Consider the following 16,882-nt stretch of genomic DNA (forward strand, 5'->3'; position numbering starts at 1 on the left):
GGCGTTATGAGTTGTCCAAATCTGGCGACAAAATCAGATATATCTGCCCTTGAAGGGAGAATTTTAGAGGCTCTTTCGGGGCTGGCAACTAAAGACGATATATCCCGGATCGAATCGGCCATTGAAAGTTTTAATTCGACTATTAATAGCAAGTTTGATTCAATTAATGATCGCCTGGGGGGAATTGAAAGTATTTTGGCGGATCACTCTGCGGCCCTGGCAAGAATCGAGGCGGCCCTAGATGGGGTTAGTGGCACGGTGCAAGGATTTTGGGGCGCATTGGCCGATATTTTTGAATCCTTGGTGAGCTTAATTCGTGATCCGATTGTCTCTGCATTGGAAGCCCAGAGAGCCTTAATCGATGGCCTGTTTGATTCGCTAGAAGCCTTTATCGTTGGTCTGTTTGATGGCGTAAAAGCGGCAATAACGGGAGCGTTTGACGCACTATCAACCCTGATTAGGGAATTTTTTGGAGGAGTACAGGCCACCCTGGGCGGTATTGATGGGAATTTAGATAATGTGCTTTCTATGCTGGGGGATTTGTCCTGGGATGTCCGGCGGGCCTTAACGGAGCTGAACCAGATAGATTCTGCCCTATCAACGATCCAATCTGGGATTAATGACCTGGGCGCTGGACAAGATTCCCTAAATGCTCGGATTGTGGAGATTCGGGACGGATTAGGGGTTATTGATGGTCGCCTTGCAAATTTGGCGGATGTGGTGGCCGCAATCAACAATCGCACCAGTGACATTTACAGCAGACAAGGGGAATTGCTTAATCGGGTTGGGGACGTGCTGGGGGCGATCGCCAGCGTAAACAGCGCATTAGATGCCCTTGAGTCTGAAGTCAGGGAGATTTATGGATCCATTAATGCTCTACAGGGAGAAGTAAACGCAATTCCTGGGGAAGTTTGGGGTTATGCCTTGTGCAGTAGCTCTATTTCAGCCGGGGCGCTTCTATGTCGCATTTATGGCGGATCGGACGGATCGGACGGAGACAATGGATCCGACTCTTCAGACAGTGAGGACGATTTAAATAAATTAGATACCAGGGAACTGTTGGAGGCGATCGCCAAAGTGACAGGCGTTCCAGATTTCCCCGGAAAGCTGCCCAAAACGTTGCTGGGGGATGACGACCTCAAGGGAGAAACGGAAGTAAAAAGCATCCCCCAGTTTATCCTGTGGCTAACAAAACAGCTTGATGCCTTAGTGGGAGAGTTCCCATTAGAAATTGAAGTGAAATCGAGCGAACCAGACCCTAAAACCCCCGGAGGATATATTGAAGTAAAAGAAACAGTAAAACTCCGAAATATTGCGGAAACCATGGGCGAGCTTTATACCCAAGGCTTTTATTTGACCACTATGCAACACGCCCAAACTAACGCGCTTGTTAGGACAGGGAATGAATTAATGTCCCTAAAAGTTGCGGTATTGGTGGCCCAAGATTTGATTATGGCGGCCAATGAATTTCTAGGCTTTAGGATGAAGAGAAAAGAGCGAAAAACTAATTTTTCCTTTACTCCCAAAACCAGCGATAAAGAGAAATTTACCCTAGTTGATTTCCTCGAAAATTATGAGGGGAAATATCAGGGGTGGGACTTTGACGATCAAGAAATCCTGATCGAGTATCTGCCCCAATTGCTCTATGGGGTGAGTCTGGTTAAGGCCGCCACATTGCGCGGTCAGGATGACATCGACCAACTACAAGATCAAGTGGAAGAAGTGCTAAAGGATGGCGATACGGCCTGGGATCGGTTCCGCGATTTGGTCAATAACCCTGACTCTGAATACAACTTAGGGGAAGGCGTCAAATTCAGAATCGAGGATCGCAACGTGGAGGATGAGAAATAATGGCTTTTACGCTGGATTTGGGGGAGCTAGTCAGTCGCCAAGTTAGGGAAGAAGTCGCCCCAGATGGTCGGGTGATTGAGGATGTTTTAGATTTTTTCCAGAGTGATTCCGGTGGCTTTCTGTCGGGGATTGGCCGCTTAATCGGGAATGTGGCTGGGGCGTTGTGGTGGGCGATCGCCCCGGTGATCAGAATTTCCGCCACATTGATTTTTCAAACCGCTGTTAGCGCCTTTTATTCCCTGAAAAATTTTAATTGGGCCGCCACAGATGACCAATTAAAAGCCCAATTAAGATCAAGAAATTTAGCCCTTGCTGACGCCTGGGGCGGGGCCGCTGGGCAATTGTTCGGGACGATTAGCGTCGGGGCGTTGGGAGCATTGGGGGCGATGTATATCCCGACCATCGGCGGGCGAGGGTTGGCCCTTAGCACCGTCGTTAAATTGGTGGAGGAACGGGGCGATGAAGTTTTTGATGAGATAGCCGACGCCCTGAACATTTCCACCAGGATATTGGGCCAAGGGGTAGCGGTGAATTTGTATATTTATGGCCGCCGCATCCTTAAAAATCTTTTCCCGGCCCTGCGGGGATGGGGGGAGGAAGAAGGGACGCGCTGGAGTATTGGGGAAGCGTTCGAGGAGACTATAGACTCAATCCCTTTCGATGCACTAAGGGAATTTTTAGAATCGTTTTTTGACGAGTTCGAGGAAAGCTTTATCGCTGGGGGATTTGTGATCGCTGGCCATTGGGATAATCTCATGGCCCAAACCCAGGAAAACCGCCTAGAAATACTAGGGGAGGATCGGGCCGGAACAATTGCGCTCAGAAACGAGGGCGACGAGGAAGATTTGCCGATCCTGCGATATGTGCAGCTCCCCTCTAATTTGGCAATTTCCGGGTTACAGCATCAAATGAACAATTACCGCCAGATCGCATTGCGAAATATCGGGGAATTTGGGGGCGACGCTGACGACGGCGGCAAAGTGGGCGAACCCTACATGCGAACCGCAAAAATCATCCTACGGGGCGATAAAGATAAGCCGCCATTTGTTACGCCCTTGGGAGAAGTCAGCAGCCGCCACACCATTACCCTAAAAGCACTCAAGCCGGATCTCCGGTGGCGAGATTTTAAGCGCGTTTTTCGTTTCCTAGAGTGGGGGCCGTGGCGCATTGAGGCGACCCTAGAAAGTCGGGTCACTTTCGCCATTTACGCCGCAAACAAGGATTATGGAGTGCAAAAAATGAGGGAAATCATCAGCGAACTGATCAGCGAGGAAGCGATCCGCATTGCCAGCACAATTGAAGAAGTAGATCCGAGGGTGGCCAAGCTGAGTAAAACGATATTCCCAGAGGAGGCGATCGTCACCCTCAAGAAAGAATCAACCCTAGGGCAAATTGTCGATTTATCGGGGCAACGGTATCTACAGGAGCAAATTAGGTTTGATTTGTGGCGGGATGATGAGCCATTTGGCACGCCGGAATTTGTGACCAACTACCAAACCATCTAAAACGAAAAGGCGTGTAACCTAGTGATTACGCGCCTTATGTGAGTGATAGGTGCGGGCTGCTCATAAGCCCAAGGTCGGCAGTTCAAATCTGCCTCGAGCCATATAAAAAAATAAAATATTTATCAATAAATTGCCTTTCCATTCAAATAAAGATGGAAGGTCATTTTTTATCGGTTAAGATGAACAATGGTAATCAGAATAGTTTGAGAGAAAAATAAAGCTGTGACGAAGCCAGTGATTTTATTTTCACAACATGGTATGGGTGAAGGTAATCAAAAAATGCAAATCCTGGCCCAGAGAGTGGCTTCTGTGAATACCCACATTGTTGCTCCCAATCTGAATTTTTTGACCACTTTTCTTAGTCTCGATCCGCTGATCAAAAAAGTCGAAACCTCAGCCGCTGAAACCCTAGAAAAATTTCCCAATTTACCCTTTAGGGTGATTGGATTTTCCCTCGGTGGGGTATTGTGGGTTGAAGTTTTATCTCGCAATCCTACTTGGCTAAAACGCTTAGAAGCTTTTGTTTTACTGGGTTCACCCATTCGGGGAGCATCGCTTGCTAGAACTGTGGATCCATTTGGTTGGGGCATCGGCATCGCCCAGGAGTTAGGCCGTAATCGTCAATATCTAGCAGAAAAAATTACTAAAGAAATACCAACTCTGGTAATTGCTGGCAGTGTAAATAATGGTGGGGATGGGGTGATTCCCGTCGAATCAACGAAGCTCAATTACACTCATTTTTACAAACGAAATAATGTTCGCCATCAAGATTTAGCCATTGATCCAATTGTCAGTGAAAGGATTAAAGCTTTCTTCCGAAATCCCAGTTTGGCAATGGCAGAAAATTCCCGACTGACTCGCTTAATTGAACATTTTCAGCACGTGGAGGGGATAACCCCAGCTGATGAGCGAGATTTTCCAAAGGCAACTATTCAACACATTTTTACAGATGGCATTACTCTACGGGAATGGATTAATCCGGTGGGTGTGAGACACATTTTTATTGCAGATGCGACAGGCCACTGCCGATTTTCTGGCTTTACGGGCTGGGTTCATGGTAAAGCTCTACAAAGGGCGATCGCCATTGCCCGAACCCTTTAATGTTTGGGCTGATTTCAATCAGCAATCATCTGCAAGATTTGCAAATGTTGACCCAGGGGACTGAGGGTATTGGCAGCGATCATCCCGGAACCCGCCACCGCCGGAATGCCAATCCCAGGAAAAGTTGAATCCCCACAGCAAAACAACTGAGCGATAGGCGTTGTACAGCCCGGAAACTGTTCTTTGCCCGCTTTCAGTTCGGGGCCATAGGTGCCGCGATCGCGTCTGAGAAAACGGCTATGGGTTAGAGGGGTACCAACGAGGGTTAATTCTGTGCGTTGACGAATATCGGGAATCACTTTTTCCAGGGCCTGCCATAGAACCTGGGAGCGTTCTTCTTTCAAAGCCGCATATTCCGGGGAACGACGGTCTAGGTTTGCCCAGGGGGCATAATCTTCGGTAGCGGGCAAATAAACGTGAATACTGTGTTTTCCGGGGGGGGCTAGGCTCGGATCAAGGAGCGAAGGAATCGATACAGCGACTACATTTTGAGGCGCATCAACCCCTTTTTCCCAGTCATTAACAATTAAATAATGACACTCCAAATCTTCGGGTAAATTGCTGCCATCAATGCCTAAATGAAGGTGCATAAAACTGCGACAAGGCTGCATTTTATTCGCCCGTTTCTGCAATTTTTGGGGAATATTTTGCGGGTCAATTAACTTGAGGGTATCCCAAATAGAAGCGTTGGACACCACAGCACGCCGGGCTTGAATGATTTCACCATTGCGGAGTTGAACCCCCGTGGCCTTGCCATTTTCAGTGAGGATTTTTTCCACATGGCTATTCAGGCGCAGCTTGCCCCCAAATTTTTCGAGGCCCCGCACCAGAGCCGCCACAATCGCCCCGCTGCCTCCCTGGGGATAATCCAGCAAAACTTGGGGACGATACCAGTCGGCGAACATAAAGGCCATTTCTGCGCAAATTGTGCCGTTGGCGGGCAACCCAGACAGCATAAAGCAGAGCAAATCCAACCAATTACGGATAAAGGGATCGGTAATCATGCGGTTCATTACTCGACTAAAGGGAGCGTTCAGTTGAGGGGTGTAGGGGAGATAGGGGAGGAGGGTTTTGGCATATTTACCGACGGTACGGACAACGCCCAGATCGTTCCGGAAAGCCGCTAGGGGCAGTTTGGTGGCAGCTTCACCGAGGGGACGCATGGTTTCTTGGAGTTTGCGCCATTGGAGAATGGCATCAGCCTTGCCGATCTGGGTCAACATTTCACAAAAGCCATCGGCCCCCACCGCAGCCCGGAAATAACCTTCGGGCAAATGGACGCCCCAGGCATCGTAGGTGAGCCATTGGCAATCTTCTTCGAGGAGATCGAGGACTTGCCGCAGGGGATTAGGGGAAGGGCTGTAGGACAGGCCAGAATACAGAGATGGCCCAGAGTCGAAATGGTAGCCCTGCCGGGTAAAACTGTGGGCCGCGCCACCGGCGATCGCATGGCTTTCTAAAACCAAAACATCATAACCATAGCGAGCGAGTAAACCCGCACAACAAAGGCCGCCGATGCCGCTACCAATGACGATTACCTCTGGATTTGCACTCATCTTTAACATTGCCCCTAATACTGCTTCGACGTATGGTAAACGCCTTTAGGTGAATTTTTCGATGAGAAGCGGCGCAAACCGATTCAGGATGTAGAAAAAGACGAGGAACAGAATAATTTTATTGACCACCATGTCCCAACGTTTTTTCGGGAGGGTGTGGTCGGGATAGGTGAGTTTCCAGCGGCGCTTGGTGGCCGCTTTTAGCAAAATCTCTGGGGTAATGGGAATGCGTTCAACCCGCTCGTAGGGGGGCTTGATTAAAAAGCCACCGAGGTTAAGGCCCGCTTCGCCGTGGTGAAAATACCAAAGATAACCATCGAGATCGACTTTAAATTTCTGGGCAAATTTTTCCATAAAAGTGGCACAGTCATCGGCCTGGATATCAAAGGTGCCGAAAAGATCCGTTGTTGCGCCCAGGCGATCGCCTTCTGCCTTGGGAATTTCTGCTTGGATGAACTGGTAAATATCATCGAGGGTGGGCATGGGGTTTCCTCTACTGTTGGCTTAGGATCTGGTCATCAAGGCTGAAGTCAATAGCGGCCTTATCTCGTTCGTTGGCAAGATAGTCATTCTGGAAAGAATCTTTTAAGCCACCCACCAGATCATATTTCGGTTGCCAATCCAGATCGTTCAGGGCTTTGTTAATCTCCGCCATGAAGTGCTGCGCCCGAATCGGGAACGCCTTCCGTTTGCCGAGGTCGAATTTTTTCGGGTCATAGTAAACCAGATCCACAGCGTCGGGATCTTTACCTGCTGCTACCGCACAGGCTTTGGCGAGTCCGGTGAAAGTAACAAAGCGATCGCCGGAAACATTGTAAATTTGCCCAATCGCTTTCGGATTGCCCAGCATCGCTGCCATGGCCGTTGCCAGATCATAAACATGGCCAAACTGGGTGATCAACTGCCCATCCCCAGGGATCGGGATCGGGCGATCGCGGACGATGCGGTCAAAGAACCAGGCTTCCAGGTCGTTGTAATTTTTCGCGCCGTAGATGTAGGTGGGACGGATCGACGTCCAAGGCAGGTCACTCTGGGCCAGATAGGCTTCGGTTTCGTGTTTACCCTTGTGGCGACTGTTGGGATCGACGGGATCAGCTTCCCGGTGGGGCGGTTGGTCGGTGGGGAGATAGACGCCAGCGGAACTGACATAGACAAAATGCTTGACCTTTCCGGCAAAAATTTCGGCGAGGGGCTGGGTGTGGGCCAATTCCCGGCCATTGTTATCAAAAACCGCGTCAAAGGTTTCTCCAGCAAGCTTTTCTTTCAGTTGGGCGGGATCCTGGCGATCGCCAATAATTTGCCCCACTCCTGTCGGCGCTGGATGATTACCTCGGTTAAACAGCACCACCTCATGGCCTGCCGCCAAAAGCACTTGGGTGAGATAAACCCCAATAAACCGGGTGCCACCAATGATTAAAATGCGCATAATTTTTTCCCAAACAGCGATCGCCTTAAGCATTCAGTGTATCGGATGGGGTTCCAGAACTGGAGCGGCGTATTTAAAAAACTCGTCCACAGGGGCTGGCTCTTCCTGCCTCTATTTTTCGCAACAAACTGTTACATTAGAGGGACGTTTTTAAAGTAAATACTTTTTCAAGAATTCTGACCCGTTGCAGTAAATTCTCCGGCACGAACCATGTCTGAATCTCAAACCTCCCTTGACCAGGCCCCAGAAGCCACCGAACCCAAGCCCAGCTATGTCAAGCTCGCCATGCGGAATATGGTGCGCAAGGGGGGCAAATCCCTCTGGCATTTTTTCCTCACGACCGCTGGCCTGTTGGGGTTTTTCGTCACCATGGCCTATCTCACCCGCTAGATGGGGATGCAGCCTGTGCTTGAGTGTGAAATTTTTGTCGAAAATACGTCTGGTTTAGAACTGCCAGAATTGGCGATCGCCCCTTGGGAAAGCTACCTCCAGCAGTGGCTCCCGGAATTCACCACGGATTTACCCCAGGCAGATGGGTACGAGTTAACCCTCCGCTTTACCAATGACGCAGAAATTCACCACCTTAATCACCAATATCGCCACAAAGACCAACCCACCGACGTCCTCTCCTTTGCGGCCCTAGAGGATGACTTTGCCAGTTCTTTACCCCCTGGGGAACCCCTCTACCTGGGGGACATCATTGTTTCGGTAGAAACAGCCCAACGCCAGGCCCAGGAACGACAGCACAGCATCCAGACTGAACTGGGTTGGCTGGTGAGCCATGGTTTATTGCACTTGCTGGGGTGGGATCATCCCGATGAAGTACGGTTGATTGAAATGCTCGATCGTCAAGCTGTACTCTTGCGAAACGTTCAACTTATTTCATAATGGGGTGATCCTACGAGGGAGAAGATGACACAACAAAAAAAAATCCTCTCACCCTCCAACCGTGAACGGCGATCGCTAGCCTGGAAAGTGGCCCCTGACCTCTTCGCTAGTTTCCGTTACGCTTGGCAGGGCATTGTGTATGCGACTCGCACCCAACGAAATTTTCGGATTCACTTGGCGATCGCCGTTTTCGTTTGGATAATGTGTTGGCTTTTGTCCCTCAACTATCTAGAAACAGCGATCCTGACGGCCATGGTCGCCCTGGTACTTGTCCTAGAGTTGCTTAATACAGCCCTTGAATCGGTGGTGGATCTCACGGTACAGCAGAGTTACCACGAGCTGGCGAAAATCGCTAAAGACTGTGCGGCGGCGGCAGTACTCATCGGGGCGATCGCCTCTGTCGCCATTGCCGGACTAATTGCCTGGCCCCACTTCCAAGCGCTCCTGGAGCCTGCTATCTTTACCCCTGTAAAATCCTATTTTTTACCGCAAAAAATTTCCCTGTTTCCCGACCCCAACCCTGCACAAATCCCCATCACTATCTAAAGGAGTGTGACCCCTTTGATCATCGTCATCGACAACTATGACAGTTTTACCTACAACCTTGTTCAGTACCTCGGCGAATTAGGCAAAGAGCTGCCCGTGGCCCAGGACATTGAGGTGTATCGGAACGACAAAATCACCCTCGCCGAAATTCGCGCCAAGCAACCCGCTGGTATCGTCATTTCTCCGGGGCCGGGCCGTCCAGAAGATGCAGGCATTTCCTTGGCGGTGATCAAAGAATTAGGCCAGGAACTTCCCATCCTTGGGGTTTGTCTGGGACACCAAAGCATCGGCCAGGTGTTTGGGGGCAAAATCATCGGGGCCGCGACCCTGATGCATGGCAAAATCTCCGCGATTCACCATGCCAACAAAGGGGTATTTGCTGGCTTAGACAATCCATTCCCCGCTACCCGCTACCATAGCTTGGTGATCGATAAAAATAACTATCCTGATTGTTTAGAGGTCACCGCTTGGGTGGATGACGGTACGATTATGGGCGTACAACATCGGGACTATCCCCATATCCAAGGGGTACAATTCCATCCCGAGAGTATCTTGACCACGGCAGGTAAACAGCTTTTGCGGAATTTCCTCGTGACTCTGTCGCCTGTACCGATGCTTGTAACGAATTAGTGAGGGGTTCCCCGACATAACCATGAAACGTAGACAGTTTATTCAGACCGCAGGAATTAGTGCTTTTGGGGCGATCGCCGGCTTTTCTCTGCTGCAAAAAAATCCCGTCCAAGCCCAAACCGGCAACCTTGATATTGAATGGCTGGGTCACACCTGTTTTTCCGTCAGTGGTGCGGGGACTAAAGTTCTCATTAATCCCTTCCGGGCCCTCAGTTGTACCGCCGGTTATCGAGACACATTTCCCCAGGCGGACATTGTCCTGTTGAGTAGCCAACTGTTCGACGAAGGCTACACCGATGGTTTACCCGGAGACCCCAGGATTCTGTTCCAAGCCGGGCAATATCCAGTCAATAACATCACCTTTGACGGCATTAGCCTCGCCCATGCCAACATTGACCGCTATCGGGGCTGGCGTTTTCCGCCGAACGTTGCCTGGAGCTGGCGTCAGGGAGGCATTAGCATCCTGCACCTCGGCGGTGCTGGGGAAGAAGTTGATATCGATGATTTTATTTTGACCGGGGGCAGCCCAGATATCCTGATGATCCCCGTTGGGGGCACCGACGCCGACCCACGCAATATTCCCCCCAAGGGTTATACTCCGGCCCAAGCGCTCCAGGCCCTAGAGTTACTGCGTCCCAAAATTATTATCCCAACCCACTACAAAACTACGGCTGGAGACGACACCTGTGGGCTTCAGTCCATTGAATCTTTTTTAAACTTGGTAGACCGTAACGAAATTAAGGTGACCACGGTGGCTTCAAACCGCTTCCAGGTCAATCGTGCTGCCCTTTCCCAAGCCAATGCGGAGATTAAAGTTTTAAGCGATCGCCCCCTGTTGAGAGCCTAGACTGATCATCTTTATCCTTTGAGTAAACGACCTCCAGAATCCTTGGGGGTTTTTTGATCGCGATTGTAAAACCTAGAAAATATTTGCCGTTTATTGACCCCACACCTGGGTATAAAGGGCAATCAAGCCTATTATTTTGGACATTAGATTTGCCTTAAATTCTCGCTTATGCAATATTTTTTTCTCACCGAAGGGTGGCATATTGGCCGCGTTTGGGAGCCCGGTGGCCCCTGGGATATGCTCTCTTGGCGTCGTCCCCCCAAGATTCAACGAACCAACATCGCCATGGAAAACCAAGGGGAACGACTCTGGCTCTACCAAGTAGATGACCCGATCCTGATGCTGGAAGTGACGCCCGATCCCACTCGGGTCAAAACCGAGAACATCGGTCAAGTGATGATCAAACGCCTGATCAGTCCTGAAGAGGCGATCGCCCAATTAAACCAAGCCAACACCCTCTACAAAGACCCAACTCCAGGCCATTAGCGCCATTACATTTCCTGCAATACGCTTGCCAAGCCCTCTAACAATAGTTACACTTCTTTAAACAATCTTCCCCCTAAACCCAGCACAAAACCTTTGTATCGTAGTTTAGAGAGAAGAAAAAAACGCTTAAGTCCTTGGGACAACTAGCAATAACAAAACAACTTTCTTGAGGATGCTTTGTAAACTTTTGTAAATTTTTCCGAGGAAGCTTTTATTAAAGTCTACGAAGACATTGCCGTCAAAAAGCCGTTTCAACTCAAAATCTTTCTATAGATTTGAAGTTGTTTTTCTCGGTTCAGACCAATCCTCGTTAATAATGAGAAAATATTTGGTCATAGTAGACACGATTGTTTAGGAGGAGAGTAGTCAATGGGACTACCTTGGTACCGCGTACATACAGTCGTCCTTAACGACCCAGGTCGTCTGATTTCTGTACACCTCATGCACACTGCGCTTGTCGCAGGTTGGGCTGGCTCAATGGCCCTCTATGAGCTAGCAATTTTCGATCCCAGTGATCCCGTCCTCAATCCCATGTGGCGGCAGGGCATGTTCGTACTGCCGTTCATGGCACGGCTGGGCGTCACCGGCTCCTGGAATGGCTGGGATATCACTGGTGCCGTGGGCACTAACCCCGGTTTTTGGTCCTTTGAAGGCGTCGCCGCAGCACATATTGTTCTGTCTGGTCTTTTGTTCCTGGCTGCCGTATGGCACTGGGTTTATTGGGATCTTGATCTTTTTGTTGACTCCCGTACCGGTAAGCCAGCCCTGGACTTACCGAAAATGTTTGGGATTCACCTGTTCTTATCTGGTCTTCTCTGCTTCGGTTTTGGAGCTTTCCACCTCAGCGGCGTCTGGGGGCCTGGCATGTGGGTTTCTGACCCCTATGGCATAACGGGCCACGTCCAAGCCGTTGCTCCCGATTGGGGCCCCAGTGGGTTTAACCCCTTTAGCCCTGGCGGTGTTGTGGCACACCACATTGCTGCTGGTATCGTTGGGATTATTGCTGGCCTCTTCCACCTCAGTGTGCGTCCCCCTGAGCGTCTTTATAAGGCACTCCGGATGGGTAACATTGAGACGGTTTTATCCAGTAGTATTGCAGCGGTCTTCTTTGCGGCATTCGTTGTCGCTGGCACCATGTGGTACGGCAACGCTACCACCCCCATCGAACTCTTTGGCCCGACCCGTTATCAATGGGACCAAGGCTATTTCCAAAACGAAATTCAGCGCCGTGTAGATGCTGAAATTGCGTCAGGGGCAACGCCTGCGGAAGCTTGGAATACAATTCCTGAAAAACTCGCTTTCTATGACTATGTCGGTAACAGTCCTGCAAAAGGTGGTTTGTTCCGCACAGGGCCGATGGATCAAGGTGATGGGATTGCTCAGTCTTGGGCTGGTCACCCTGTCTTCAAAGATGCAGAAGGCCGTGAACTTTTTGTGCGCCGGATGCCCAACTTCTTTGAAACCTTCCCCGTTGTTATGACTGATGCGGATGGCGTCCTCCGGGCTGATATTCCGTTCCGTCGTTCTGAGTCCAAGTTCTCCGTTGAACAGGCTGGGGTTACGGTTTCTTTCTTGGGTGGTGAACTCAGTGGTCAAACCTTCACTGATGCTGCCACTGTAAGAAAATATGCTCGTCGCGCCCAGTTGGGTGAACCCTTTGAGTTTGATACTGAAACCCTTGGTTCTGACGGTGTATTCCGGACTAGCCCCCGTGGTTGGTTTACCTTCGGTCACGCTGTATTTGCGTTGCTGTTCTTCTTCGGTCATATCTGGCATGGGTCGCGTACTCTGTACCGTGATGTATTTGCTGGGGTTGACCCTGAACTCGCTGAAGAGCAAGTGGAATGGGGCTTCTTCCAGAAGGTTGGTGACAAGAGTACCCGTGCTAGCTAATTAAGCATCGGTACCCATTGCATCGATCGGAAAATTTTTTCCAATAGTTTATTTTGAGGAGGTTAGGTATTAAGCCTAGCCTCTTTTTTCTTACAAAAATCAGTTGGATTTGAAGGATGTGGTGGCGGTTTTCTACACTGGTTGCCAAAGAGGAAGATTCTGCAAAATTGAGGTATTCCTTGAATCAATTGAAGAAAATATCATTATGTCGCTTTCTCCCAAGGCTCTCTATGATTGGTACCGCAACACCCTACGCAATCCCAAATATCGATGGTGGATTATTTTAGGCACTTTGGCATATTTGATCAGTCCCATTGATATCTCACCGGATTTCTTTCCCATTGCTGGTCAGATTGATGATGTGATGCTGGCGACCTTGTTGATTGCGGAATTGTCCCAAATGGCCTTGGCCTTTTTCCAAGCTCGTCAAGAAAATTCCCAAGGAAAAACGACAGCCCAGGGAGAAACGGCGGCAACGGTGGATATTCCTTCGGTTTCGGTAGACGAATCCTAGATCAAAGCTTGTACGAGTAAAAAGGCGATCGCCGCGCTGCCGACGGGCACTAAAAAGTTATCAATGCCGAACTGGGCAATGCTTTCGAGCAAGGTGGCACTAAGGGAAACGATGAGGGCGATCGCCAACTTTTGCCAGAGCATTAGATCAAAGCTGAGAAACAACAAACCACAAATCAAGAGACCAACCCCAAACATTGTGGCGGTGCCTTCGATGCTTTTTTTGTTGCCGAGAATTTCGTAGGGATGTTGACCCAATTGACTACCGACTACGGCGGCCAGACCATCGCCCCAGGCCATCACCAAAATGCCGAGCACCGCAAACACAGGTTGCTGAATTGACCAAAACCACCAGATCAATACCCCCATACTGAGGGCATAGAAAAAAGTGCCGAGGCTTTGGCGACCGACGCTATTCACGCTGGGCAAAATGGGTAGGAAGTAGGAAACTAAAGCGATTAAGCCTGCGATAAAGGCGGCGGCAATGCCAATTTCCATCGGAATGTCAAACCACCAAGCCAGGAGAATGACATTACCACTGCCGATATGAACGATCTTGCGGGTCAGTTCTGGGGTGAGGTGATTTTTGCGGCTCAGACCTTCGGCGATCGCCAACAGCGCCCCCAAATAAGTGATGACCGTTCCGAGGGGCATCCGGAGGGCTGGGGAAATAATTTCTGCAAAGAGATGATTGACATCCATAAAAAGCTAAGGGCGAGATTTGCTCTCACCCCTAAAGCGCAACTTAGAATTGACCGGCTAAGGCTGCATTACAGCGTTCACAAATGGTGGGATCGTCCGTAAATGTTCCTACTTGCGTCGAATAATTCCAACAGCGATCGCATTTGTGACCGTCCGCTTTGACCACGGCGATTTGGAGCTGACCAGCGGCTAACTCCAGGGTGTCTTGGTACTGCTGATCATCGAGGGCTGCCGTCACAAATTCCACCTGGGAAACAAGGAGCAGATAACGCAGTTCATCCACCCGTGGAGACTCACTCAAACTATCGGCGGGATTCAAGGCGGCAAGCCAGTCTGTTAAAGCCCCATCCCCATCACGCATGAGAATTTTTGCTTCAAGGGATGCACCAATTAACTTTTCGGTGCGGGCTTTTTCGAGAACAAGGTTCACGCCATTGCGGATTTTGCGCAGTTCTTCCCAATGTTGGAACAAAGCGGCATCGGCGGCCCACTGGGGATCGAGTTGATACCAGCCGGCACTAAATACCGATTGATGCTCCGTTTCATAGGGTAAATTCTGCCAAATATCCTCCGCCATGTGACACAATACCGGGGCGATCGCCTTGGCGAGGGTTTCGAGGATAATCGCCATGACCGTTTGGCAACTGCGGCGACGGGGAGCATTGACATCAGAAATGTAGAGGCGATCCTTGGCAATATCGAGATAGAAATTCGACAGATCCACCACACAGAAATTCTGTACTTTTTGGAAGAATTTAAAGAATTGGAATTCCTCAAAAGCTTCTGTAACTTCTGTAAAAACATTGTGGGTTTGGTGCAGAATATACTGGTCTAATTCCGGTAAATCACTGTACGCTACGGCATCTTTCGCCGGATCAAAATCATGGATATTCCCTAATAAGAAACGGGCTGTATTACGGATTTTGCGATAAACATCCGCCAACTGCTTCAGGATCGTTTGCCCAATGGGCACATCCGAGGAGTAATCCACCGAAGAAACCCACAACCGCAGGACATCCGCGCCATAGGGCGGTTCGTTTTTCTGATTCTTGCCACCGTTGATAATGATATTGGGATCAACAACATTTCCTAGGGATTTACTCATTTTGTAGCCCTTTTCATCGAGCACAAAACCGTGGGTCAATACCGTTTTATAGGGGGCAACTCCATTCACGGCCACACTGGTTAAGAGACTGGATTGGAACCAACCCCGGTGCTGGTCAGAGCCTTCTAAATACAGATCCACAGGGTAATTTAAACCGTCTCGCTGTTTGGCCACGGCCGCCCAAGAAGAACCCGAATCAAACCACACATCCATGGTATCTGTCCCCTTGCGGTAGGTGCGGCCATTGTCGCGATATTCTTTCGGTAAAAGCTCCTCGACCGAACGTTTCCACCAAGCATCAGAACCCTCTTTGGCGATGATTTCTTTGACGTGGTTAATGGTGGTTTCATTTAACAAAGCTTCCCCGGTTGCTTCGTCATAAAAAACAGGAATGGGGACACCCCAATTGCGTTGCCGGGAAATACACCAATCACTGCGATCGCCAACCATGGCCGTAATTCGATTTTCTCCCTGGGCCGGAATCCACCGCACCCCCTTAATCGCTTTGAGGGCTTCATCCCGGAACCCTTCCACGGAGGCGAACCACTGTTCTGTGGCCCGGAAAATCGTCGGTTTTTTGGTACGCCAATCGTAGGGATATTTGTGTTGGTAGACTTCTTGTTTTAAAAGAGCGCGTTTTTCCGTTAAAGCCGCGATGATTGCGTTGTTTGCTCCATCGAGAACATTTAATCCTGCAAATTCGCCTGCTTCTTCGGTGAGGGTACCTTCCGCATCTACCGGGGAAAGGATTGGCAAACCATATTTTTGGCCCGTGATGTAGTCTTCCTGACCATGGCCTGGCGCAGTGTGAACGAGGCCCGTCCCAGACTCCGTTGTGATGTAATCGCCACCAGCCACCACCGGACTTTGGCGATCGTAGAGGGGATGCTGATAGGTGCAATGTTCAAGGATTTCCCCTTTAAAGCTGGTTTTAACTGTTAAGGCAGCGTCAAAGGTTTTCGTTAAACTTTCTGCGAGATCCTTGGCGACGATGAGATATTTCTGAGCGCACAGGTTGCCGTCGGTTTCCACGACGGCGTATTCCAGGGCCGGGTTGATCGCCACAGCTAAGTTACCGGGCAATGTCCAGGGAGTGGTTGTCCAGATTGCCACGCCTAAACTGTCAGCAAACTCGCCCAAAACAGCTTTGGCTTCAGGGCTTAGATCTGTGATCGGAAAAGAGACATAGATACTTTGGGAGGTATGGCCTTCGGGGTATTCGAGTTCTGCTTCGGCCAGGGCCGTTTGGGAACTCGGACTCCAATGGACAGGCTTCAGACCGCGATAGATATAGCCTTTGAGGGCCATGTCGCCAAATACGCCAATTTGAGCCGCTTCGTATTCTGGGGTGAGGGTGAGATAAGGGTTTTCCCAATCGCCCCAAACGCCATACCGTTGAAATCCTGCTGCTTGGGCTTTTTGGGTTTTGAGGGCAAAGTCACGGGCTTTGTAGCGCAGTTTAAGGGGCGTGAGATTTTGCCGGGCATCGGCACTGAGATTTTGCAGTACCTTTAATTCGATGGGTAAACCGTGACAATCCCAACCGGGGACATAGTGGGTTTTGTAGCCTTGTAAGAGCTTGTACTTATTGATGATGTCCTTCAGTACTTTGTTTAGGGCGTGACCCATGTGGAGGTCGCCGTTGGCATAGGGGGGGCCATCATGCAGCGTAAAGAAGTCTTTGGGGTTATTCTGCGCTAGGTCTTCGTAAATGCGGTTTTCTTGCCAGAATTTTTGGATTTCTGGTTCTTTTTGGGGAGCATTCGCCCGCATATTAAAGGTGGTTTTCGGCAAATTAACGGTATCTTTGTAGCTCTTTGCGTCTGTCACGGT

At 49.8% G+C, this 16,882-nt stretch carries 16 protein-coding genes and 1 tRNA gene; 12 read left to right on the forward strand and 5 right to left on the reverse strand.

All coding sequences use genetic code 11. The features are described 5' to 3' along the window. Positions 1-6: 6 nt before the first annotated feature. The 4 genes from AWQ21_RS09635 to AWQ21_RS09645 all read left to right on the forward strand — a co-directional run bounded on the left by AWQ21_RS09635 (position 7) and on the right by AWQ21_RS09645 (position 4,457). On the forward strand, positions 7-1,851 hold the full coding sequence (locus tag AWQ21_RS09635) for a hypothetical protein (protein ID WP_065714358.1): 1,845 nt from the start codon (positions 7-9) through the stop codon (positions 1,849-1,851). Continuing rightward, entirely contained in the window at positions 1,851-3,356 is a 1,506-nt protein-coding gene (locus tag AWQ21_RS09640; RefSeq protein ID WP_065714359.1) for a hypothetical protein, read from the forward strand. The genes AWQ21_RS09635 and AWQ21_RS09640 overlap by 1 nt, the downstream gene beginning before the upstream one ends. Before the next feature lie 8 nt (positions 3,357-3,364). Beyond that, positions 3,365-3,457, forward strand: a tRNA-OTHER gene (locus AWQ21_RS16215). Between the two features lie 157 nt (positions 3,458-3,614). Next, positions 3,615-4,457 carry a hypothetical protein gene (locus tag AWQ21_RS09645; RefSeq protein ID WP_065715292.1) on the forward strand — a complete coding sequence of 281 codons (843 nt, stop codon included), beginning with the start codon at positions 3,615-3,617 and terminating at the stop codon, positions 4,455-4,457. Between the two features lie 14 nt (positions 4,458-4,471). Here the strand turns inward: AWQ21_RS09645 and AWQ21_RS16595 are convergent, their stop codons facing one another. The 3 genes from AWQ21_RS16595 to AWQ21_RS09660 are packed head-to-tail and all read right to left on the reverse strand — an operon-like array spanning position 4,472 to position 7,439. Continuing rightward, positions 4,472-6,013, reverse strand: a complete 1,542-nt coding sequence (locus AWQ21_RS16595) for an NAD(P)/FAD-dependent oxidoreductase (protein ID WP_065714360.1) — start codon at positions 6,011-6,013, stop codon at positions 4,472-4,474. Positions 6,014-6,058: 45 nt separating this feature from the next. Further along, positions 6,059-6,496, reverse strand: a complete 438-nt coding sequence (locus AWQ21_RS09655; protein WP_065714361.1) for a DUF1493 family protein — start codon at positions 6,494-6,496, stop codon at positions 6,059-6,061. A gap of 10 nt (positions 6,497-6,506) precedes the next feature. Continuing rightward, entirely contained in the window at positions 6,507-7,439 is a 933-nt protein-coding gene (locus tag AWQ21_RS09660; RefSeq protein ID WP_065715293.1) for an NAD-dependent epimerase/dehydratase family protein, read from the reverse strand. Between the two features lie 210 nt (positions 7,440-7,649). On the opposite strand from AWQ21_RS09660, the gene AWQ21_RS09665 reads away from it, so the two are divergent. The 8 genes from AWQ21_RS09665 (at position 7,650) to AWQ21_RS09700 (ending at position 13,243) form a co-directional block, all read left to right on the forward strand. Beyond that, the gene (locus AWQ21_RS09665) at positions 7,650-7,829 is read left to right on the forward strand and encodes a DUF3285 domain-containing protein (RefSeq protein WP_030007517.1); all 180 of its coding nucleotides are present in this window, start codon (positions 7,650-7,652) and stop codon (positions 7,827-7,829) included. Between the two features lie 6 nt (positions 7,830-7,835). Then, positions 7,836-8,327: an rRNA maturation RNase YbeY gene (gene ybeY / locus AWQ21_RS09670; RefSeq protein WP_065715294.1), complete on the forward strand. Its 492-nt coding sequence runs from the start codon at positions 7,836-7,838 to the stop codon at positions 8,325-8,327. A gap of 24 nt (positions 8,328-8,351) precedes the next feature. After that, positions 8,352-8,873: a diacylglycerol kinase family protein gene (locus tag AWQ21_RS09675; protein ID WP_065714362.1), complete on the forward strand. Its 522-nt coding sequence runs from the start codon at positions 8,352-8,354 to the stop codon at positions 8,871-8,873. A 15-nt stretch (positions 8,874-8,888) separates the two neighbouring features. After that, positions 8,889-9,503: an aminodeoxychorismate/anthranilate synthase component II gene (locus tag AWQ21_RS09680; RefSeq protein ID WP_065715295.1), complete on the forward strand. Its 615-nt coding sequence runs from the start codon at positions 8,889-8,891 to the stop codon at positions 9,501-9,503. Positions 9,504-9,525: 22 nt separating this feature from the next. Further along, a complete protein-coding gene (locus AWQ21_RS09685; RefSeq protein WP_065714363.1) occupies positions 9,526-10,350 on the forward strand; it encodes an MBL fold metallo-hydrolase in 825 nt (274 codons plus the stop codon). A 168-nt stretch (positions 10,351-10,518) separates the two neighbouring features. Then, positions 10,519-10,836 carry a hypothetical protein gene (locus AWQ21_RS09690; RefSeq protein WP_065714364.1) on the forward strand — a complete coding sequence of 106 codons (318 nt, stop codon included), beginning with the start codon at positions 10,519-10,521 and terminating at the stop codon, positions 10,834-10,836. A gap of 369 nt (positions 10,837-11,205) precedes the next feature. Then, on the forward strand, positions 11,206-12,729 hold the full coding sequence (gene psbB, locus AWQ21_RS09695) for a photosystem II chlorophyll-binding protein CP47 (RefSeq protein ID WP_065714365.1): 1,524 nt from the start codon (positions 11,206-11,208) through the stop codon (positions 12,727-12,729). Between the two features lie 205 nt (positions 12,730-12,934). Beyond that, a complete protein-coding gene (locus tag AWQ21_RS09700) occupies positions 12,935-13,243 on the forward strand; it encodes a YkvA family protein (RefSeq protein ID WP_065714366.1) in 309 nt (102 codons plus the stop codon). On the opposite strand, the gene AWQ21_RS09705 is transcribed toward AWQ21_RS09700, so the two are convergent. Both AWQ21_RS09705 and ileS read right to left on the reverse strand, forming a co-directional pair. Next, positions 13,240-13,944 carry a diacylglycerol/polyprenol kinase family protein gene (locus tag AWQ21_RS09705; RefSeq protein WP_065714367.1) on the reverse strand — a complete coding sequence of 235 codons (705 nt, stop codon included), beginning with the start codon at positions 13,942-13,944 and terminating at the stop codon, positions 13,240-13,242. The two genes, AWQ21_RS09700 and AWQ21_RS09705, sit on opposite strands and share 4 nt — an antisense overlap. Positions 13,945-13,987: 43 nt before the next feature. Next, positions 13,988-16,879, reverse strand: coding sequence for an isoleucine--tRNA ligase (gene ileS / locus AWQ21_RS09710; protein WP_065714368.1), 2,892 nt, complete (start codon positions 16,877-16,879; stop codon positions 13,988-13,990). Positions 16,880-16,882 lie beyond the last annotated feature (3 nt).

It is taken from the genome of Picosynechococcus sp. PCC 7003 (assembly GCF_001693255.1).
Lineage (GTDB): Bacteria > Cyanobacteriota > Cyanobacteriia > Cyanobacteriales > MRBY01 > MRBY01.

What these genes read in the sequence shown, in the direction of transcription:
- AWQ21_RS09635 (WP_065714358.1), top strand. Translation starts at nt 7, where the DNA reads ATGAGTTGTCCAAATCTGGCGACAAAATCAGATATATCTGCCCTTGAA.
- AWQ21_RS09640 (WP_065714359.1), top strand. Translation starts at nt 1,851, where the DNA reads ATGGCTTTTACGCTGGATTTGGGGGAGCTAGTCAGTCGCCAAGTTAGG.
- AWQ21_RS09645 (WP_065715292.1), top strand. Translation starts at nt 3,615, where the DNA reads ATGGGTGAAGGTAATCAAAAAATGCAAATCCTGGCCCAGAGAGTGGCT.
- AWQ21_RS16595 (WP_065714360.1), bottom strand. Translation starts at nt 6,013, where the DNA reads ATGAGTGCAAATCCAGAGGTAATCGTCATTGGTAGCGGCATCGGCGGC.
- AWQ21_RS09655 (WP_065714361.1), bottom strand. Translation starts at nt 6,496, where the DNA reads ATGCCCACCCTCGATGATATTTACCAGTTCATCCAAGCAGAAATTCCC.
- AWQ21_RS09660 (WP_065715293.1), bottom strand. Translation starts at nt 7,439, where the DNA reads ATGCGCATTTTAATCATTGGTGGCACCCGGTTTATTGGGGTTTATCTC.
- AWQ21_RS09665 (WP_030007517.1), top strand. Translation starts at nt 7,650, where the DNA reads ATGTCTGAATCTCAAACCTCCCTTGACCAGGCCCCAGAAGCCACCGAA.
- ybeY (WP_065715294.1), top strand. Translation starts at nt 7,836, where the DNA reads ATGCAGCCTGTGCTTGAGTGTGAAATTTTTGTCGAAAATACGTCTGGT.
- AWQ21_RS09675 (WP_065714362.1), top strand. Translation starts at nt 8,352, where the DNA reads ATGACACAACAAAAAAAAATCCTCTCACCCTCCAACCGTGAACGGCGA.
- AWQ21_RS09685 (WP_065714363.1), top strand. Translation starts at nt 9,526, where the DNA reads ATGAAACGTAGACAGTTTATTCAGACCGCAGGAATTAGTGCTTTTGGG.
- AWQ21_RS09690 (WP_065714364.1), top strand. Translation starts at nt 10,519, where the DNA reads ATGCAATATTTTTTTCTCACCGAAGGGTGGCATATTGGCCGCGTTTGG.
- psbB (WP_065714365.1), top strand. Translation starts at nt 11,206, where the DNA reads ATGGGACTACCTTGGTACCGCGTACATACAGTCGTCCTTAACGACCCA.
- AWQ21_RS09700 (WP_065714366.1), top strand. Translation starts at nt 12,935, where the DNA reads ATGTCGCTTTCTCCCAAGGCTCTCTATGATTGGTACCGCAACACCCTA.
- AWQ21_RS09705 (WP_065714367.1), bottom strand. Translation starts at nt 13,944, where the DNA reads ATGGATGTCAATCATCTCTTTGCAGAAATTATTTCCCCAGCCCTCCGG.